The sequence below is a fragment of the Sunxiuqinia elliptica genome (genome assembly GCF_900113005.1).
Lineage (GTDB): Bacteria > Bacteroidota > Bacteroidia > Bacteroidales > Prolixibacteraceae > Sunxiuqinia > Sunxiuqinia elliptica.
In genome coordinates, this window is sequence record NZ_FONW01000001.1 from 1,076,354 (window position 1) to 1,097,487 (window position 21,134).

Genomic DNA, 21,134 nt, shown 5'->3' on the forward strand with positions numbered 1-21,134 from the left:
AATCGTGCTCTTTAGGGAAGGCAAAGTACTCATTTGTTGCGTTTAATCAATCTGCTCTTTTCCATTTTTCTTATACGAGTAGAGCTCGCATTTGAGTGCTCCAACTTTGAGATCGAATTCTAAAAGCAAAGGGATGCGGGCCTCATCGTTGGTAATATAGAATTTCAGTCCTTCGTTACTGTTCAGTACTTTTCCTTTATCGATGCGCGGTTGAATGATGTGGCATTCCTTTTTGCCTAAGCGTGATTTGATCCGTGTTTTTCCCAAGTATTTCACATGCATCATGAAAAATTCATCGGCATGGTAAACGGGAAGCGTAAATTCTTCGCCACCGTCAAACTGATCCAGATACTCTGTGTTACGCATGAAAAAGAATGCTGTGACAAAATCAATCGTATTGGGTGCCACTTTCTTGGGACCCGACTTTTTGGAATAAAGCGAGTCTTTGTCGTGGTAAAAAAGTGCTTCGTTGTACCAACGGTAGTTCCCCTCTTTAATATTTCGAATTGCTTTATAAGGCAAGAAAGTCTCTGGATTGACAATGCTTTCGTAAATGTCATGAACTTCAAAAAGCACGTTGGCTACGCCAACCGTATTGCCATCCAGGTGTAAATGAATTGCGGGTTTATTGTTGTAGGTTGTGTCTTCTACGCTTAAGGTGGCTTCTCCTCCACGGAAAAAACTATACCTCATATAGTATTTTAACTCTTCGGTAGGTTGTGCAAATGTGGTTACGTAAGTTGTTAAAAGTAAGATAATTAAAAAATGTCTCATTGTTTCAAGATATTCTTTTTGGGAATGCCTGCAATGAAATTTTTTAGGTAAAAAGGTTCAAAATAGGCAACATCCTCAAATTCATTGTTTTCATATGCTTTCTGAGATAGAGAACACATAAACTGTGCCGAAGTTTTTACATCATCCAGAAAAATAGCTTGCGGATGATTGATCTTCGCTTTGCATTTAGCTGCTCCATTTCCAAAAAAGATGACGGCCTGTTTTTGAAGGAGCTCTTGAAAAGAATCATCTTCAATGATTTGTGCTGAGACTGCTTGAACTTCTTTATTTGAACTGTTGTAGAGAGAACAATACACTTCCATGCGGCGCGCATCAATCATTGGACAAAAGAGGCTGTCGGTTGACGCTTGAATCTTAAACTCCGACAAATTGGTGCTCACATGGTGGCTCATCGCTTGTAATGAACTAATGGCAATTAGAGGGATTTGGTTGGCATAACAAATTCCTTTGGCCAGTGAAACACCTATTCGAAGCCCGGTATAGGAGCCAGGTCCTTTGCTAATTGCTACTGCATCTAATTGGTTGAAGTCTAGCTGGTTTCTGTGAAGCAAATCTTCAGCATATACACTTAACAGACGAGCATGATTTTGTCCTTCTTCATTCTCCAGGTAATCAATCATTTTCCCATTTTTTGAGAGGGAAACACTACATACTTCAGTCGACGATTCAAGATTTAAAATAAGTGCCATTGTTCTAATCTGTTTTAGATTGCAAAATTAAGATATAAACAGAATAACAGGGCAAAAAGATTTAGAAATACGTAAAGCTTGATTTGTTTAAAACTATTCGGTCAAAAACTTCATAATAATTTCTAATTTTTATTAGTTTTAGGTGATTTTTAACCAGGTGTATGTATAGAGCTGCAATAATTGATGATGATCAGTTGGCCAGAAGGGTCTTGTTCCGAATTTTAGATCAACACTTTCCTAATATTGAGATTGTTGGGGAGGCTAGCTCTGTAGAGAGTGGAATTGACTTAATAACGAAAGAATCGCCAGATTTGGTTTTTCTGGACATTGAAATGCCTGATGGAACTGGCTTCGATCTTATTGAAAGACTGCCAGAGGTTAATTTCAAACTAGTGTTTACAACTTCTTATAGCGATTATGCGATTACAGCATTCAAATATTCAGCTTTCGATTACATTTTGAAACCGGTGCTTGTTGAAAACGTGAAAGCGACTATTCAACGAATAGGAGAAATTCCGGTGTTGAATGAAAAGCATCGGATTGAGGTTTTGAAGAACAGCCTGGAAAAGAAAGATGAAAGTTCGCATGTAACCATCGCACTTCCCGAAATGAATGGTTTTGCCATCATCAAAGTGAGCAACATCATTCGATGTGAGGGCGAGCGAAATTACACACGCGTGTTCTATCTAAATGGGACTTCTGTTTTGATTAGCAGGACTTTGCTTGAGTTTGATCAACTCCTCGTTCCTCATGGTTTTTGCCGTATTCACCGCTCTCATTTAGTTAACCTGAAATATGTCGATCGGTATCTAAAAACCGATGGTGGTTTGGTCGAGTTATCTGATAAATCTCAGCTTCGGGTATCCCCCAAGTATAAGGAAGAATTGTTGGATAAATTGCTTCATAACCGCCTTTAGAAAACTACCTCATTTTTTTTGTATAGTGATTTTTTGCGTTTGCTAGTTGTAGCAGGGCGTTTGCTAAGTGTAACATTTAGGTGATTGTTAAAAGATTACCTTTACTGCCGTTTGACGAAAACGCACAGGATTTGAGCAGATTATGTTACGGAAACAGACCGGTCTGCAAATGAAAAATAGTCGTTTTCTCATCCTGAAAAATTGGAGTTGCACCAGTAGAGCCAAAGAGTGAGAACGCAAAAAAAAATATCGCTAACCGTTTTATCTATCCTTGTTTTTATTGCCGTAGGAATGCTTACGCCTTTGAATACTTTTTCCCAAACTGAAGTGATTTGGAAAGAGGACTTTAATAGGTATGCTAATGGAACATACGGACAAGTTAGTGTCTTATCAATAATATGGATGGCCGATGAATAGTACAAAGTATATTTTATCGGTTTTATTGTTGATTGTATCAACAGCAGTAAATGGAGCATGGTATACAAGTTTTGAAACTGGGAATTGGGCAAATGATGCAAGCTGGAAAGGGACTGGTTACCCGACTAACGGTGATGGTGTTGCTATTGGGGCAAGTCATGTAATTACCCATGTTGGAGATTTAACTTGGAGTTCTGCCCAGATTTCAATAGAAGCAGGGGGGAAACTTATTGTTAATGGTGATCTTACGATTCAAAATTCAGCGAATTTATATGTAAGGGCATCTGGAATGCTTGAAGTTACCGGCAGTGTATATATTCAAAATACTTCGTTGTCAATCGGTGATAATAGCCAATTAATAATTGGGGGAAGTTTTTCGGTAGCGAAAAATCTAGATGTTGCTTCGTCAGCTCATATTGAAACAGGTGGATCTCTTGTCGTTGGCGGAAATCTGAATAACAATGGGAAAGTTGTGGTTCAGGAAGACTTTAATGTTACGGGGCAAACCAATAATAGGACTTCTCAATCGGTGCTCGATGTTGGAGGACATCTCAATTCGGGAGGAAATCTTAATAATAGCGGAAGGGTAGTCGTTGATGGCGATTTAATGCTAAATACCATAAACGATGCTAATTTGAACGTAAATTCAGGACTGATTGTTGTGAATGGTGATCTTACCAAAAGTGGTAATATCTCTGTTTCTTCAGGTTCTGATATTATTGTTGTTGGGACCTTCTATTCAGAAGGGGGAGATACATGGATTAATGACAACGCTGACTTTTATGTTTTTGGAACAAAAAATTGTGTCGGGTCTCATTGCTATTTAATAGAAGATTATGTCGACTGGGAAGGTGAAAGTAACCCTGGTGGACAATACGTCATTTATACTCCTCCTACTTACTGTTCGGGCAGCGCAGTTGCAGTTGTTGCAGAAGATGGTGTGCCATATTCAAATGATGCTTTAGGTGCACCTGATAACAGCGGGGCTCTGCTTTATGAAACAAACGATGTAATCGCTTTAGACATTACAGGTGGCAATGTTTTGCTCGCGGAAGGTACTGTTGGTGTTCGATGGTACAAGAGTTCAAATCGCACTGCTCAGGTCCTGGTCGAATTTTCAATGGATGGATCCAACTGGATTGATGCTAGTGTTTATCCAATAGATGCTAAGAAATCCTGGTTTACACAGACAATACAATTGAGTGCTGATACTCGCTTTATACGACTTACAAACATGAACGGGTGGGCATTAGAGCTGGATGCCGTGTCTTATAATACTCCTTGCGTTTTAATCGATCCGTTAGAAATGACCTCGACATCAGAAGATATTTCTTGTGTGGGGCAAAACGACGGTGAGATTAGTATTTCGGGTTCAGGAGGACAAGGACCGTATCAATATAAACTCAATTCGGGTGCGTATCAATCATTAGGGACATTCACGAATTTAGCGCCAGCTAATTATTCAGTCTGGATGAAGGATGCTTTAGGAACTGAAGTATCAAAGCTCGTAACAATTAATCTGCCTGCCACTTCCTCTGATGATCAGAATTCAGCTGGGGTTGATTCTTGGATTGGGCATTTTTATAAACGTGCTGATCAGGTAGATATGCCCCCTAGTGATGCTGATGCTTTTGCCAGCTATTTTGGAAACAGAACAGCTACGGAGACTTTTGATCAAAGCTTTGAAGAGGGGGGCTCGTGTTTCCCGTTAAACTCAAATGACAAACTTTATTGCAGTATTTACACAGAATATTTTGCAGTGAAGTATCGTATGAACTCTTCTAGAACGGGAATTTATGTTGCTGATATGGGAAGTGATGACGGAATTCGCTTGACGGTTGATGGGATCAAGGTTTTTGATAATTGGGCAGAACGAGGTTATCAGGAAGATCAGAAAATATTGTTTGAATTAGCAGGAGCTAGTCACCTTTTGTTAGAATATTATGAAAGTCAAGGAGGCAATCGGGTTTCATTTAAAAATCTGATCGAAGTTCCAAATAGCCTAATCAGTGGAACTTCTCAGACTTTATGTGAGGGAAGTTCAGCGACTGTGATTGCAGCGGATGATTCTTATACAGCAGCCCCAATTTCCAGTTCCAATAGTTATGCCGTTGATTACCAATGGCAAGAGGCTTCTTCTGCCGGAGGACCTTGGACTGATATCGATGGAGCAAACGCACAGAATTATACTCCCGCAACAGATTCTCCCGGAACCTTTTATGTTAGGAGAAAGCTAACTGTTTCTAAAACAAATGTGGGACGCATCTCTATTCCGGTAACTGCGACTAGTTATTCGGATATTGCCACTGTAACAGTGAACCCTCTTCCTGGTGCTGCTGGAACTATTTCCGGTGCAGCTTCAGTTACCGAAGGGGAAGGCGGTGTTGCTTATTCGGTCCCTACTATTACGGAGGCGAATAACTATAATTGGACTTATACGGGAACAGGAGTAACTATAAATGGGACAACAGAGAAAGTTACGATTGATTTTGCATTTGGTGCTAGTTCAGGTGTTCTTACGGTTTATGGAACAAATACTTGTGGAAATGGGACTGCTTCGGCTGATTTCCCGATAACAGTCAGTTCTGCAATACCTGGCATTACAGTTTCTCCGGTTGCAGGATTGACAACCTCTGAAAGGGGAGAAACTGATGCGTTTACAGTTGTTTTAAATACACCCCCGACAGCTAATGTTACTATCACAATTGAATCTTCAGATGTTACGGAGGGAACCATTGATAAACCAAGTCTGAATTTTGATCATTCAAATTGGAATATTCCACAAATTGTAACGATTACAGGGGTAGACGATACAGAAGAAGATGGTAATGTTTCCTATTTGGTAATCCTGTATGCTGCTTCAAGTACTGATTTGGATTATGATGAGATCAATCCGGAAGATGTTTCTGTTACCAATAAGGATGATGATATTACGCTTCCGTTGTCAATTACCTGTTCTGAAAGTCAAGTTGGCAGTTTGGATGCTGATTGTCGTTTTGTGATGCCTGATTATTCTGGTATAGCTATCGTTGAGGGGGGAGAAGGAAATGTCACAGTAACTCAGTCCCCCTTGCCGGGAACAATTATCACAACAAATACGATTTTTACCTTGACTGCTACGGATGAATTAAATGCTTCCGTTTCTTGTTCAGTAGTGCTGAATGTGATTGATGATACCCTGCCCCAAGTGACCTCCCCGGGAACCCAAAGTCTCAACGCCAATGGTAGTTGTGAAGTGACCCTACCTGACTATACGAAGCTAGTAAATGCCACTGATAATTGTGATCAAACACTAAGTCTCATTCAAAGTCCCGCTCCAGGATCAGTTATTTCGGAGACTACGATCGTAAGTGTTTCAGCTACGGATGATTCTCACAATACTGCCTCTTGTGACTTTACTGTAATTTTGAACGATGTGACTGCCCCTTTGATTAACTGTCCAGAAAACCAGACGATTGAATCGGGTGTTTCATGCAAGGCTGTGTTGCCTGATTACAGAAGTTTGGCTATGGTAACTGATAATTGTGACAATACTCCGACGATTACACAGGAGCCTGCTCCGGGAACGGAAGTCAGCGGAGTCACAACGGTAATCTTAACCGCGACCGATGACGCTGGAAATTCGCCAAGTTGTAGCTTTCAAGTCAGTGTTATCGATAATGAGCTTCCAACAATTACATGCCCTCAAGAGATAACTGTCGGAACTGATCTTTACAAGAGCTATACGACAATCTCAGATTTAGGAACTCCTGTTGCCGATGATAATTGTGGGGTTGCATTCATTACTAACGATGCACCTCCGATTTTCAATGTAGGGCAAACAACTGTTACTTGGACCGTAACCGATGTCAACGACAATGTAAATACTTGTGAGCAAGTAGTAACTGTAGTGGATGATGAAAATCCAATTATCAGCTGCTATGATGATGATCTTGTCTATGTGCCAAATTCAATTAGTGCGATAGATTATCCTTTCAATGAAACGTTTTTTGACGACAATTGTGGGGTTACAGATTTCGTATGGACCATGTCTGGAGCAACAACAAGAGCTTCTGCTTCTACCGGAATTAACCTTTTGGGTGAACAAAGACTAAATGTAGGAACAACAACTATTCAGGTTACGGTTAGAGATCAAGAAGGCAATTCAGCCAGCTGCTCTTTCTTGGTAAAAGTTCAGCAAGTTGATGATCCAACAGTGAATTGTCCAGGAGATATTTATCTTGGATGTAATCCTTCTGATTTTCTATCGAATATTGATCAATTAACTTACGTTGAAGGAAATTGGGAACTGTATTCAGTAAGTTCAGTCTTGGGAAATGAGATCTCTGTCTCTGGATTAGGCTGTTTTTTTGAACGAACAAGAACTTATACGGTAACGTTTAGGATTAGGATTATTCATTGGTGGTATTATGGAGAAGTAGATTGTACTCGTACTTATACCTATAAAAAAGATATAGAAGCTCCAGCTTTATCGGGTGTTCCTAATGATATAACGGTAGAATATAATAATATTCCAACAGCACCAACAGTTACTGTAAGTGATAACTGTGATAATGGGGCAAGCCTCAATTATTCTGAATCATCAACACAGAACCCAGATGTTAATCATCCGGGACATTATGATTATTTACTTACTCGAACATGGGAAGCGACTGATAACTGTGGGAATGTAATTTCTAGGAGCCAGGTCATTAGTGTTCGAGATACCCAGGCCCCAAAAATTGAGTGCTCTGGAGATATTGAGGAATCTGCCGGCTCTGGGAGTTGTACCCGACAACTGACGCTTCCCGATCCATTGGTTTCTGACAATGGGAAGTTGAAAAGTTTGACCTGGAGGTTGACGGGACAGACAGAAGCGAGTTCTCCAATGTCCGGTATTAACTATGTCGGACAGCAGGTCTTTAATCCTGGGGAAACAACTGTAACTTATACTGCAATAGATGTTTCGGGAGAGACGAGTACTTGTCATTTTGTAGTTACGATTCATGATGGCGAGGCCCCGTTTGTCAATTGTCCTGTTTCAGAAAGAAGTTACGAGTGTGTAAGTGATCTGCCAATTATAGGTTCAATTAGCGATTTTCAAAATGCAGGAGGACAAGTCAGTGATAACTGTTCTTCAACTGCAAAGCTGACCATTGCTTATGAGGATGTGGTTAGTCCGGGGCAAGATTGTAAGGTCATCCGTACTTATACAGTTACCGATGAGGCTGGTAACAAAGGAACCTGTACTCAGGAATTTGCAATTACAGATACTGAAGCTCCAACGATTAGCTGTGAGCCAATTGAACTTGCACCCGATGCAGACAACTGTTCTGCCCGACATTCGATAATTCCACAGATTACTGAAAATTGTAATTTGGTTGATAATGGTATTGAAGTAACTCTTACGCCTGCCATCAATCACTCCTTTAATTCGGAAACTCTCGAGTTAACAGCAGACTTCCCTTTAGGAATCACAACCATTGAATGGACAGTGACCGATGAATGTGGGCACACAGCTACTTGTGAGCAGCAAGTTATTGTCGAATTCCCGATGACTTCGATTACTTATGATGGCCAAAAGACCCAAGCCGACAATGGACCGGGGATGAATCCAGTTCAAACATCGGTGCATACTTACCAAGTTGATGGGGGAATCAATCAATCAGGCTACGCTTACCAATGGTCATTCTATCAGGATACGAATAACAATGGGGTGATGGACGCGGGAGAAGGCATTAATCCGGTAGAATACACCATCACAGGAGCTAGCAGTGCAGGAGCTACCCTGACTTATGCCGGGGCAAATGACGTGGTTCGTGCTGGAAGTTATTTGCTAGCTGTTACCAAAACACGAAGTGGAACTAGCTGTGAAAAGACAGCAGTGCTGCCGATATACGTGCAGGAAAATACCTTTGACTTAAGACTTGAGCCACATGGCAATGACTGCCAGAGTGGAGAAACCGATACCCCAACAAAAGTTGTTTGGGAGATAACATTTGACGGAAATGGAGAGGCACCTTATCAATTGGGTTATGCAATCAATTTGAACGACGGGACTGGGGCTGTAACAACATGTAGTGGAACGATTGAAGGCATCAGTTTAACGGCAACAGCAGCCGACCTCTCTCATATTTCAGGATGCTTAAATACCAGCACAACGCCTTTTGTTAGCCTTGAAAAGAATAGTGGAAGTTCAACTTTACGCTTGGAGTACACCGTTAGTAGCCGGACAGCACAGGATTTCTCGATTGGTATTACGGTGGATGGCAGCGATGTGTTTTCGGTTTCGGAGATTGAAGCAAACAATAATTCTGAAGGTCTTGAACTATGGGGAGTTCCAAACACCTCAGATATTTTAACAGATTGATTCTACACAATATATAGAAAAATAAAAGAGAAGTTAATATTAAAATTTACACCATGAAAAAGCTATTTACTTTATTAAGCCTGTTCGTCGTAATAGGCATGAGTGCAAATGTTTTTGCACAAAGTACAGGATCTGCTCCTTCTCCAGGAGCTAAACATTCTTACTCAGTAACGACAACATCAGGAAGTACCTATATTTGGTCGGTTACAAAAGGTGACTTGACGACCGATGCAGGAACTGATGCTACTTTATCGTCAACTTCAGGTAATGAGATTGATATTACTTGGGGAACTGCTCCTAACGTTGCTCTTGATAGCTGGTATTATGTGCATGTTGTTGAAGAAGACGCAAATGGATGTAAAAATGAGAAGGTGTTGCCTGTTCAAATTTCTGCAAGTGATTTTTATCTAACGGTTGCTGCAGCAAAAGATAAGCAGTGCTATGATGGAGATGTGTCTCCTGCTATTGATGAATCAGATGTAAGTATTATCAATTATGTCCATGGAAATGCAACAATTGTGTTTACAGTGACGCCAACCGGATTGGGTGATTCCTATACAGGCTATTCATTTAATTTGGCAGACTTAACTGTTCCGACTGGCTATACATCTAGTGTCGCATTTTCAAGCAATGCCTCTATTAGTAGCGGGGTTGTAACCGTGACTGATAATAGTGCAGTAACAGTTACTTATACGGTAGATAATACGAATACCTATAATAATACGACTGATGCTTCAGGATCAGCAGCTGATTTTACGGCTACCGCTGTTATTTCTGGAGGAAAATCATCCAACGGAGTAGCTGACAATGGAGATGGAGTTTACAATGATGCTACCGACGTTGCTAGACCTCATACCACAACCATTCAGACAAACTAATCTGAAGATTAAAAATTCATCAATTAGATTGTGATAAGAAATAGCATCCTGATAATAGCTTTATTATTAGCAGTCACTACCGTGGCTGCTCAGGATGCTATTTCCCCTTTTGAAGGGGCTTCTCATCATTATCAAGTTGAGCAACATGATGGAAACACTTATCAATGGCAGGTTTATCAAGAGTTGGTTCCTCTGGTTGTCGCAGATGTTCAAGACTATGATTTCTTGTCAGGAGAAAGTACATCATCCGTTGATGTACAGTGGCTGAAAGCTGGTATTTATTATTTAATGGTTGTTGAGTCCGATCCCGGAGGTTGTAACAACTTAAAAGTTTTACGCATCGAGGTTATCCCCAATAACCTAAAGTTTGCTGTTGGTAATGTAGAATCAGAGTCTTGTTATGAAGCATCGGGCAATGACTTTATTGTTGCGCTTCATTTTCAGGATAATGAAGGAAAGCCACTTGGGCAAGAACATTTCCCAATTGATGTTACTTTTTCAGTGGATGGAGAACAGCAGCCCTCTCAAAAAATTTCTTACTTTAAACAAGAATTGGAGATTGGAAGCAGTTTGTATGCAACACAATCCAATCAAAATACATTGGTGCTTGTGTCTTTAGACGAAGCGACCGATTCAAAAAATATTAAGATCCGTCCTGATCAAGAGAAGAGGACTCATGAACATCAGATTTTCGCTCGCCCCGAACTCTCTTTTGACGGTGATCTAGATGAACTGGTTTTGGGTTCTCGACGATCATTTGTGGTTTCGGGAGAGGACACCTGGGCTTATTCCTGGTTGTTGAAAACCCCCAATGGTAAAACCATTGCCTTGAATGCCCAAGAGGCAAAAACAGAAGAAGTTCTGCTCGATGAACTTGGAGAATATCAGTTGCAGGTAAGAGCAAAAACCCCCAATGGTTGTGACGGAGATTGGGCTACACAAACCTTCTTGGTAAAAGAAAGCGAACCGCAGTTGTTAGCGGTTGCAGATCAGGCAACAACAAGCGCAAATCAACAGCTTGTTATTTCGATTTTGGAGAATGACTTTGGCGTTGATGAACGAACTTCGGTATCGATACCTGAAGGAACAGAAGCCGGAGGTTTCATTAGCTTCAACAGCGAAGACAGTACCGTAACTTATTATCCCCCTCAAAACTATACCGGTGAAGATCGGTTTACCTACGAATTATGTGACGATCAGGAACCAGCCAATTGTAGCCAGGCAGAGGTGGTTATTACCGTTGAGCCCGGAATTGCGGAAGCGGCTAGTCCTATTGCCGTGCACGACATTAACGTTGGTTGGATTGATCAACAAATTGAGGGAAATGTTTTAACCAACGATTTATTTTACCAGGGAGCATCATTTTCGGTAGAGATTGTGACAATCCCAGATGAAAAAGCTGGAAAACTAACTGCTTTTGATCGACAAACAGGAGCATACGTTTTTGAGCCAACACCTGGTTATTTCGGTGAAGCTATTTTTGAGTACCGTGTTTGTAAAATGATAGAAAGTGGTGATGCTTTGTGCGATAATGGCATGGTCACAATTCAGATTGCCGACTACAATCAAACGAATTTACCACCAATTGGGAACGGAGATGTTGTTATAACGAAAGCGAATCAGACTGTTTCTGGTAATTTCTTAATGAATGACTTTGATGTTGATGGAGACCCAATCTCTGTTAAAGGAGTAAGTCAATCGAATTTACCAGGGAGTTTGGATTGGAACAAAAATGGAAGCTTTAGCTATACGCCGGAAACTGATTTTGTCGGGGAACTTTCCTTCAACTATCAGGTTTGTGATGATCAGGGGAATTGTAGTTGGTCAACCGTGATTATCTATGTTTTACCGGCTGACTTGATTGATGGTTTATTGGTAGCTATTGATGATGCTGTCTTCTCTGTTGATCAAGAAGTCATTGAAGGAGATTTGCGTACGAATGATCAAGGGCTACAATCGGGCGGAACTTTTTCCCGGGTTCCTGGAGGCGGTCCACAACATGGAACAGTAACAGTTACTTCTGACGGACATTTTGCCTATTATCCAGCATTGAGCGGTGATATGCCTTATTTTGATCGGTTTGTTTATCAAGTTTGTTCAACACAGAATGAGGGTGGTTGTTCATACGCAACGGCCTATATCTTGGTTAATCCGGTAGCTCCTTTAGCAGTAATCGATGCAGAAAAAGTGGAGCTTGGTGCTTGCCAAACAATTGTGCTTGACGGAAGCTCGAGCGAGGGGCAGGGCCAGCTAACTTACGCCTGGTCACCATCCAGTTTCTTGAGCGATGCTACAAGCCCGAAACCATCCTTTACGCCGGGCGAATCGGCTTGGTATTACCTTAAAGTGTCAGACTTGGCAGGTCGTTCTCATACCGATAGTGTATATGTTGAGGTTTTTGATGCACCTCAAACGATGCTGGATGATCAGTTGTACGTCAGCCAGCCAACGGATGTAATCATGCTTGATGCATCTGAAAGTTCGGGCGAGCAATTGACCTTCAATTGGTGGACCGAAGGCGACGCGTTGATTGTTAGTGGAGCACAAACTGCAACTCCGGAAGTGTCTGGCTTAGGAACGTATTATTTGGAAGTGACAGACCGTTTTGGATGTAGTGCTGTGGATTCCGTTGTTGTAGGCCTGTTATTACAGGTTGATGCTGTAAATGATACTTTAGGGTTACTAATCAATACGTTTGCTGATATTAATGTACTTCGGAATGATATTCCTCAGGGACAATTAAAACCTCAATCGGTTAGCATTGTTGCGCCACCAGAACATGGTGTTGCGATTGTATCGTCTGATTCGATGATTACCTATACACCAGATCAATTCTATGCCGGGAGGGACAACTTTGTATATGCGGTTTGTGATTTCATGAATCATTGTGACGAAGCCACGGTCTTAGTCATGATCAATAGTGAGCCTTTGTTTATCCCCAATGCATTCTCTCCAAATGGAGATGGAATTAACGATTATTTCGAGATTATTGGTCTCAATCAGTATGAGCGTGTTCGCTTGCGGGTGGTCAATCGCTGGGGAAGTTTGGTGTATGAATCATTGAACTATGGCGAAGGAGAAGGGCGTGATGGCCTATGGGATGGTATTGCCAATAAAGGAGTACGAACAGGAGGTGGACAGGTTCCAACAGGGACGTATTACTATGTGTTAGACCTGGGCGATGGCAGCGAAAAGCTAACAGGCTACATTTATATTGATCGCTAAGTTGAATGACTCCCAACTGTCGTTTTTCAGAATCGAGCATTGGTCGTTTTCTCCTTGCTTTTACAAATCAATCGTTTGCGTATTACTGGTCGTGTTTTGGGTGCTTTCTTATTGATAGTTATAAGCCCCATTTTGATACCCCCTGTAAGCTGTTTGATCACTGGTCATTTTTACTTCATTTTTCTGATTGTAAGTTTGTTTGATTAAACTGGAAATAGACCGAATTTGAGCGCTTTGCTACAAACGAAATCTTACTTGATTATTGATGTTGAAGGATCTTAAATGAAGCAGCCTTTCATATACTTATTTGTCTTATTTATTGTTGTTTTTTGGTCAGCAAAAGATGTAAAAGCACAACAAGATCCGATGTACACGCAGTACATGAATAATATTTTGTCTGTCAACCCGGCTTATGCTGGTTCAGGTGACGTGTTGAGTCTGATGGTCATGTCTCGTAATCAGTGGGTTGCTTTTGAGGGAGCTCCAAGCACTCAGTCCTTCGTAATGCACTCTCCAATTACCAGGTATCATATGGGAGTGGGGTTTTCATTATTGAAAGATCAACTTGGGCCAATCTCGCAAACAGGGGCTTATGTCGACTATTCTTACAGTATTGATTTTGACCGAGGGCGCTATCTCTCTTTTGGCTTAAAAGGAGGGGTAAATTTCTATGAAGCAGGCTTGACTGACTTGGAGACGGTAGACAGCAATGACCCGGTCTTCTCGAACGATGTGAATCGGAACTTTTTGCCGAATGTTGGGGTGGGGCTTTATTATAACTCCCAGCGGTTTGTTGCTGGTTTTTCAGTGCCTAAGCTGATTCGTAATGACATTAACAGCACCGACTTTTCATCGGAGTTTGTTAGTAAAGAAAAGATTCATTTGTTCTTCATGGCAGGGTATGTTTTCGATATTAATAGGATCCTGAAGTTTAAACCTTACTTTTTGACCAAATATGTACAAAACGCTCCAGTTTCTGTTGACTTAACAGCTCAGTTTTTATTTTATGAGAAGTTGTGGCTCGGAGCAATGTATCGGGTAGGCGATGCTTTGGGAGGAATGATGCAAGTGCAAATAACCAATCAGTTAAAAGTTGGTTATTCTTACGATATTACGGCGACTGATTTTGGGACTTACAATAATGGGACTCACGAAATTTTAGTTAGTTATGACTTCAATTTCGGGCGAGGAAAGATTATGTCTCCTCGGTATTTTTAAATTGAAAGGGCTTTCTAATGAAGCATATAATGTGGAAGCTTATGGTGATTTTTCTGCTTGCTGTTTGTTACAGTAATCAGGCTAGTGCCCAGAAAATAACGATTCGCATGGCCGACAAAAGCTATGACGAATTTGCGTTTGTTGAGGCTATTGATTTGTATGAGTTTGCCTACGAGAAAGATCCTGAAAATACCTATGTCATTCGTCGCTTGGCAGACTCCAATAGACAGCTTGGAAACACCGAAGAAGTCGAGAAATGGTTAAAGCTTTTAATTGATCGACGAAAGGAAGAACCGGAAGATTTATTTGCTTATTCTCAGGCGCTCAAAAGCAATGGAAAATACCTGGAAGCAGAACAGTGGTTGCAAGAATATGCAGAGCTTCGACCGGAAGACGGGCGGGTGAATATCCAGATTTCCTTGCTTGAATACATTCGCTTTTTACATCAGGATTCTGCCCGATACGATATTCGTCCGGTGTCGTTAAATACAGAAGGGTCAGAACTTGGAGCCACATTTTATCGCAATCAGATTGTGTTTTCTTCTACGCATGCAGGAAATGGGATGATAGTTCGAAAATACAAATGGAATGAGTTACCTTACCTCGATTTATTTGTCGGAGACCGCGCACCAAATGGCGATATCATCCATGTGAAGCCATTTGCTCCTAAGCTGCGCACCAATTATCACGACGGTCCCGTTTCATTTGATCCACGTGCTGATAAAGTGTACATTACCCGAAATAATGTCGGAAAATCCGGGCTTAAAAAAGATGATGACGGAGTTGTGAATCTGAAGATTCTCTTTGGTGGAAAGGAAAACGATCGTTGGGAATATCGGGGAGAATTTCCTTTTAACAGTGAGAGCTATTCAACGGGACATCCTGCGATTGATGCGAGTGGTAAGGTTTTGTACTTTGCTTCAAACATGCCGGGTGGTTATGGTGGATCTGATATTTATTTCTCGGTTTTTAATGATGGCTTCTGGAGCGAGCCATTTAATTTGGGGCCCAAAGTGAATACACAGGGAAACGAGTTTTTTCCTTTCATTAGCAACGATGGCGTTTTGTATTTCTCTTCCAATGGACATGGAGGACTGGGGGGGCTTGATGTTTTCTCCTCAGTTCCGGAAGGCGGCGTGTTTAAAGAGATTGAAAACATGGGATATCCGGTTAATAGCCCTAAAGATGACTTTAGTTTTGTGCTGGATGAAACAGGAACAGAAGGTTATCTCTCGTCCAATCGGGCAAATGGCCGGGGAAATGACGATATCTATTACGTGAAACTGAATTATATTCCGGTCATCATCCGGGGAGTTGCCAGAGATCGGGATACCCGGGATATTCTTGTCGGAGCAAAAATTAGTGTAGCCAATGAACTTGGCGATACGCTTTTTACGAGTATTACGCCTAAAGATGGACAGTTTGAATTCGAGGTGAATAAGGGGAAAGACTATATCATTAACGGACAAAAGACCTATTATTTTACGAATGAAGCTGTGGTTGAAACCCAAAAGCTTCGTCAAAATGATGAAACTTTTGTCGAGCTCTTCCTGGAGATGGAGGCTGTTGACGAAGATGGCTACCCCGAACCAAAAAGAATGGAAGAAGAGAATGGAGAACCACTTCAGATTATTGAAAATGATTATGTTGGTTTTGATATTGGTCGTTGGGAAATTGAATCTGCTGCAGCTACTACTATTGATCAACTTATTGAATTTCTCAAGAAATACCCAGACATGGAGATCCGGATCGAATCACATACAGATTCGAGGGGAGATGATGAAGAAAATATGCTGCTGACGAAACGCCGGGCAAGGGCTGCTTTTGAATATATCCGTTCGAAAGGGATTGACCCGTTGCGAGTTGGCTACGAGGGATTTGGGGAAACCCGTTTGCTCAATAAATGTGACGACGGTGTTGAGTGCTCTGAAGCGGAGCATGCTGTAAACATGCGAACGGAGGTCAAGGTTGTTCGCAAAGGGGAGTATCGAGGCAAACGATCCAAACGGAATGTCTTTTATTTCTAAGCAGAACCGGATAATCTTCTTTTGGGGCGTAAAACAGGTGATTTGTAGTTATATTTGTTTTTTCAACTACTAACTACAAATTATCATGAAAGTAAATTACTCAGCTTTGTTGCTTCTGACCGGAGCCGCTGCTTGTTCCGGGGGTACCTCATCTCCTGAAAAAGAACAAGCCAAACCCAATGTCCTTTTTATTTTAGCTGACGATTTAGGTTACCACGACCTAAGTTGTATGGGGAGTCAGTATTACGAAACTCCAAATATTGATCGCATTGCTTCGGAAGGGATGGTTTTTACCAATGGTTATGCCGCTTGTCAGGTGTGTAGCCCTTCACGGGCCAGTATCATGACCGGAAAATTTGCTCCTCGTCATGGAATTACCGATTGGATTGGTGCACCAAGTGGCGAAGCTTGGCGGAAGTTAAATCGAAACAATAAATTGTTGCCTGCCGAGTATGTTCATGAACTTCCTGCCGCAGATATCACCTTGCCTGAAGCGATGAAGCAGGCTGGTTATAAAACGTTTTTTGCTGGGAAATGGCATTTAGGTGATAAAGGTTCGTGGCCTGAGGATCACGGATTTGACATTAATGTTGGCGGTTGGGATAAAGGAAGCCCAATTGGTGGTTACTACTCTCCTTGGGAAAATCCGAACCTACCAAATCGAAAAGATGGAGAGAACCTTTCCATGCGATTGGCTGAAGAAACGGTTGACTTTTTGAAAGCTAATAATCCAGCAGAAACCGGTCAGCCGGTATTTGCTTATCTATCATTTTACGCAGTGCATGGCCCCATTCAAACAACAGAAGAGAAATGGGAAAAGTACCGGCAAAAAGCTGCGGAAAAAGGAATTGCTCCATCCGGATATAAAATGGGCCATTTCCTACCGATTCGCCAAGTTCAGGATAATCCGATTTATGCAGGCTTGGTAGAATCAATGGATGATGCTGTTGGGCGCGTGCTACAAGCATTGGACGAATTGGGGCTAGATGATAATACCATTGTTGTTTTTACATCAGATAATGGCGGAGTTTCGGCTGGCGATGCCTTCTCCACATCAAACCTCCCATTGCGAGGCGGCAAGGGTTATCAGTTTGAAGGAGGAATCCGTGAGCCATATTTTATCAAGGTTCCAGGTATGACGGATGGTGGTGCATTCTGCGATTCTCCGGTGTCAGGTACTGATTTTTATCCTACATTCCTGGAGCTCGCCGGACAGCCCTTGCTACCGGAGCAACATGCTGATGGGGTTAGCTTGGTGCCCTTACTGCAGGGAAAATCGATTGACGAGCGGCCTTTGATTTGGCATTATCCACACTATGGTAATCAAGGAGGAGAGCCTTCGGGAATTATCCGTTTAGGCGACTGGAAACTGATTCATTATTATGAAGATGAGCGTGAAGAACTGTATAATCTTCGGAATGACATGGAAGAGCAAAATGATTTAGCTACCAGCAATCCGGAGAAAACCAAGGAGTTGCATGATGCCTTATTTAGCTACCTGAATGGGGTTGGGGCAAGGTTTCCGGAGAAAGATCCGGAATACAGTGCAGAGAAAGAGCAGGCTTATTTGGAACGAGTTGAAAAGGTGAGAATGCCTCAGTTGGAGAAACAGCGCCTAAACTTCTTATCCGAAGATTTTGATCCTGGCAATAATTGGTGGGGCAGTATGGTAACCAGGGATTAAAAGGCTTGATTTCAATCCTTAGTTTACCAACGTGTTTTTGACCATTCTTATAATAGAAAAAGAGATCACTTGTTAATAAACGTTGAGAATTCGCAAATGAAATTGTCCAATTTTAAGGGATGATTGTTTGCGAATTCTCTTTATATAAGGTTGTTTATTGAAGTGGTTTCTTCTTATTTTAAGCGTTTTGGAGTTTTTGGGTCGATGGTATCCATCCATATAAATTATTTCGTTTTAAGATTGATGGAGGTGTTTTGTTGTTGAGAATACCTTGTTCTTATTGCTTGATGACTACATTTTGAATGAAACGAGATCGCTGTTTTTATTATGTACTAATGATAATAAATACAAGCGTTTTTCTGAAATAGCTTGTCTTTCAGTGTGTTAAAAAGCATCGGATTTCATTGCCTTTTTCTCTAATTTTATTAGAACTGCGTTTTTAAATGAGCAGTATGGTATTAATTTAAAATGAGTTAAAGATGAAGAAATTTACATTTTTGATGTTTTTTTTCTTGGTGTGGGGATTATCTCATGCTCAGAAGAAAAATGGCACGGTGTTCATTGAGCATCCAGCTATGGAGAAAGTAAACATGTTATGGCAGGCATTTGAACAGGGAGATCAAGCCGCTTATGGAAATTTGTTGGCCGATACGGTGATGGTCTTTTTCAATGGAAATCGTACCCTACGCACACGCGAGGCCGAAAACAAAAACCTGGAGTGGTGGGCCAGCGAGTTCGAAAATCTGAAAGTTGTAGCTGATACGCCAGCCTATGCTGATGCGATCGAGTACAAGGAAAGCGGTGTCTGGGTACAGGACTGGTTGCGCATTCAGGCAACCCACATCAAAACAGGGAACAATGTGGATTTATCGATTCATAACCTGTACAGTTTCAACAAAGATGGATTGATTACTTCTTTGCACCATTATTTTAACAATGATGTATTTGAACATTTGCGGAACGATCAACGGACCCGTGAAAATGGGAAAGTGTACATCAATCACCCGTACATTTTGAAAGTGCGTAAGCTGGTTAATGCTTATTGTGCTGAAGATATTGAAGGCATGTTGCCATTTTATGCTGAAGATGTTGCTTTCTCAAATTCGACTCTGAAACTGAAAGAACAAAAGGATTTAGCGACTCAGCAAAAAGACTGGGAGCGTATTTTTGATACCTGGGATAACATCCATATGAAGCAGGTTGGCTACCCAGACTGCATTTATTATGAGCTGAATAACAACTACGTTGTGTATTCCTGGTGGAATTTCTCAGCAGTAGCTAAAGAAGATGGCCGAAAAGTAGTTTTTCCAATCATGTTGTCGCAGACTTTCAATGATGACGGAAAAATCGTTTATTCGTTGGCCTATTACAGTACCAATCATTTCGAGTAGTTTTTGGAAATCAGATTGCTATATTTCAGGTTTGGCAGGGAGGAACCAAACTTGGAATATATCCTTTTTCGATCCAAGCTATTCTCATCAGTTAGTCCCAGTTCAATACCATTCCGGTTTTTAATTGCTGAATGCCAAATTCTTGGTAGAAAGCTGTTAGTGCAGGAAGTTCAGTACAATGAGATGGATACAACTCCTTGATTTTTTCGTGCTTGAAATAGCGAATGGTTTCTTGGGTTTGCAGATTATTTTCTTTTAAATGAAAACCTCCAATGATTCGTTCTATTTGTTGTATCCCGGTAACAGCTTTGGCGTGCTCGCAGATATTGGCAATTCCGGAATGCGAGCAGCCAGTTACAATTGTTAGCTTTTCATGCTGAATGAGTGCTAAAGCCGTGTCATCCGGAATAAAATCTTCGTTTCCCTGGGCATCTTTGAATGTCGTCGTTTGCGTTTCAAAAGGAGTTTTGCGAGGAATCTCTCCTAAGAAAAAGATTTGCTCCGTAATTTGTCGAGCTTGTTGACTACTTGTAAGTTGAAATTTCTCCTGAACTTCTTGCAATGAAAGATGTAACCCGACTGTGGTGTCATCCTTTTTCCGAAACCGTTGCGTAAAGGTAGCCGGATGAGTTAGCAACGGTAAGGAATCAAGATGAGCTAATCCATTGGCATGATCCCAATGTCCATGGCTAATCACAATCAGATCAACTGTTTGTTGTAAGTCAATTCCCAGTTTTTGCGCATTCTTTAAGAAAACGTCGCTGTGTCCGGTATCAAATAAGATTTTCTTGCCGTCATGTTCAACCAGGTATGACAGCCCGTGTTCCGCTAAAAAATGCCCCCCAGCATGATTGTCGGTAAGTATCGATAGTTTCATTTTAGTTCGTCTATTGTATTCAGCAGTTATTGGAGACAGCTGTTTTCAATGCTCCTCGTTGTAAGTTGAATAGTTTGTAATGTCCGGCATTTTCAAGCCACTCTTCTTCGATCCAACGCATTCTTTTTTGTAAGACTGGAAACAAATCCTCAGGACTTGAGCTGTTAACCAATACTGGCACGAATGAATCATTTATACTTTTTAGATTTTCGCTGAAGCGGTTGGCAACAAGAATACTAATGTTTTGCTCATGCAAAAAATGAATGAGCAAATGGTATCTTTCCGCTACTGATCTTGGGTTGGGCAATTGTTTCAATGGATTTGGGAAACTCTCCAGTACGTTGAACTCTTGGTTGTTCCATTCGTAAATTAGGAACTGTTCGGCATCGGCAAAGTAATTTTGGTCGAACATCAACGAGGAGTTAACGGCTAAAGCTAATCGTATTTTCATTTTAATACCTCCTTGTTTTCATGCTGTGAATAATTGAATCTGGTTTATTGTTCTTTGGTTGCCATCGTTTGTAGTCTGGGCCTTTTGGGGTGCGGAGGACAAACGCTGTTTAGCTGGCTGGTTTAAGAATTACAAATATAACGAACTTATGATCGCGTTATTCTGCTTAGGGGCTTCTATTTTCTATTTTTTTGAAAATAATTGCTTCATTCTTAA

General features: G+C 41.2%; 12 protein-coding genes. 8 read left to right on the top strand and 4 right to left on the bottom strand.

All coding sequences use genetic code 11. From position 1 onward, the window contains the following. Positions 1-42: 42 nt before the first annotated feature. Positions 43-774, bottom strand: coding sequence for a DUF3108 domain-containing protein (locus tag BM156_RS04330; RefSeq protein ID WP_093918575.1), 732 nt, complete (start codon positions 772-774; stop codon positions 43-45). Continuing rightward, entirely contained in the window at positions 771-1,484 is a 714-nt protein-coding gene (gene tsaB, locus BM156_RS04335) for a tRNA (adenosine(37)-N6)-threonylcarbamoyltransferase complex dimerization subunit type 1 TsaB (RefSeq protein ID WP_093918576.1), read from the bottom strand. The genes BM156_RS04330 and tsaB overlap by 4 nt, the downstream gene beginning before the upstream one ends. 161 nt (positions 1,485-1,645) lie before the next feature. Between tsaB and BM156_RS04340 the strand changes: the two genes are divergently transcribed. The 8 genes from BM156_RS04340 to BM156_RS04380 all read left to right on the top strand — a co-directional run bounded on the left by BM156_RS04340 (position 1,646) and on the right by BM156_RS04380 (position 19,590). Then, a complete protein-coding gene (locus BM156_RS04340; protein WP_093918577.1) occupies positions 1,646-2,401 on the top strand; it encodes a LytR/AlgR family response regulator transcription factor in 756 nt (251 codons plus the stop codon). Between the two features lie 409 nt (positions 2,402-2,810). Continuing rightward, positions 2,811-9,167, top strand: a complete 6,357-nt coding sequence (locus BM156_RS04350) for an HYR domain-containing protein (RefSeq protein WP_093918579.1) — start codon at positions 2,811-2,813, stop codon at positions 9,165-9,167. Between the two features lie 53 nt (positions 9,168-9,220). Continuing rightward, positions 9,221-10,045, top strand: a complete 825-nt coding sequence (locus BM156_RS04355; RefSeq protein ID WP_093918580.1) for a hypothetical protein — start codon at positions 9,221-9,223, stop codon at positions 10,043-10,045. Between the two features lie 30 nt (positions 10,046-10,075). Beyond that, positions 10,076-13,270: an Ig-like domain-containing protein gene (locus BM156_RS04360; RefSeq protein ID WP_139218210.1), complete on the top strand. Its 3,195-nt coding sequence runs from the start codon at positions 10,076-10,078 to the stop codon at positions 13,268-13,270. Between the two features lie 282 nt (positions 13,271-13,552). Then, on the top strand, positions 13,553-14,488 hold the full coding sequence (locus BM156_RS04365; protein ID WP_093918582.1) for a PorP/SprF family type IX secretion system membrane protein: 936 nt from the start codon (positions 13,553-13,555) through the stop codon (positions 14,486-14,488). A gap of 17 nt (positions 14,489-14,505) precedes the next feature. Beyond that, positions 14,506-16,515, top strand: a complete 2,010-nt coding sequence (locus BM156_RS04370; protein WP_093918583.1) for an OmpA family protein — start codon at positions 14,506-14,508, stop codon at positions 16,513-16,515. An 85-nt stretch (positions 16,516-16,600) separates the two neighbouring features. Next, positions 16,601-18,199: a sulfatase gene (locus BM156_RS04375; RefSeq protein ID WP_093918584.1), complete on the top strand. Its 1,599-nt coding sequence runs from the start codon at positions 16,601-16,603 to the stop codon at positions 18,197-18,199. Positions 18,200-18,678: 479 nt separating this feature from the next. Further along, a complete protein-coding gene (locus BM156_RS04380) occupies positions 18,679-19,590 on the top strand; it encodes a nuclear transport factor 2 family protein (RefSeq protein ID WP_093918585.1) in 912 nt (303 codons plus the stop codon). A gap of 91 nt (positions 19,591-19,681) precedes the next feature. On the opposite strand, the gene BM156_RS04385 is transcribed toward BM156_RS04380, so the two are convergent. Next, positions 19,682-20,467, bottom strand: a complete 786-nt coding sequence (locus BM156_RS04385; protein ID WP_093918586.1) for an MBL fold metallo-hydrolase — start codon at positions 20,465-20,467, stop codon at positions 19,682-19,684. 19 nt (positions 20,468-20,486) lie between these two features. Next, positions 20,487-20,918: a NifB/NifX family molybdenum-iron cluster-binding protein gene (locus tag BM156_RS04390; RefSeq protein WP_139218211.1), complete on the bottom strand. Its 432-nt coding sequence runs from the start codon at positions 20,916-20,918 to the stop codon at positions 20,487-20,489. Positions 20,919-21,134 lie beyond the last annotated feature (216 nt).

Excerpts from the sequence above, each read along its gene's own strand:
- BM156_RS04385 (WP_093918586.1), bottom strand. The coding sequence starts at position 20,467 with ATGAAACTATCGATACTTACCGACAATCATGCTGGGGGGCATTTTTTA.
- BM156_RS04370 (WP_093918583.1), top strand. The coding sequence starts at position 14,506 with ATGAAGCATATAATGTGGAAGCTTATGGTGATTTTTCTGCTTGCTGTT.
- BM156_RS04365 (WP_093918582.1), top strand. The coding sequence starts at position 13,553 with ATGAAGCAGCCTTTCATATACTTATTTGTCTTATTTATTGTTGTTTTT.
- BM156_RS04390 (WP_139218211.1), bottom strand. The coding sequence starts at position 20,918 with ATGAAAATACGATTAGCTTTAGCCGTTAACTCCTCGTTGATGTTCGAC.
- BM156_RS04340 (WP_093918577.1), top strand. The coding sequence starts at position 1,646 with ATGTATAGAGCTGCAATAATTGATGATGATCAGTTGGCCAGAAGGGTC.
- BM156_RS04350 (WP_093918579.1), top strand. The coding sequence starts at position 2,811 with ATGAATAGTACAAAGTATATTTTATCGGTTTTATTGTTGATTGTATCA.
- tsaB (WP_093918576.1), bottom strand. The coding sequence starts at position 1,484 with ATGGCACTTATTTTAAATCTTGAATCGTCGACTGAAGTATGTAGTGTT.
- BM156_RS04375 (WP_093918584.1), top strand. The coding sequence starts at position 16,601 with ATGAAAGTAAATTACTCAGCTTTGTTGCTTCTGACCGGAGCCGCTGCT.
- BM156_RS04330 (WP_093918575.1), bottom strand. The coding sequence starts at position 774 with ATGAGACATTTTTTAATTATCTTACTTTTAACAACTTACGTAACCACA.
- BM156_RS04355 (WP_093918580.1), top strand. The coding sequence starts at position 9,221 with ATGAAAAAGCTATTTACTTTATTAAGCCTGTTCGTCGTAATAGGCATG.
- BM156_RS04380 (WP_093918585.1), top strand. The coding sequence starts at position 18,679 with ATGAAGAAATTTACATTTTTGATGTTTTTTTTCTTGGTGTGGGGATTA.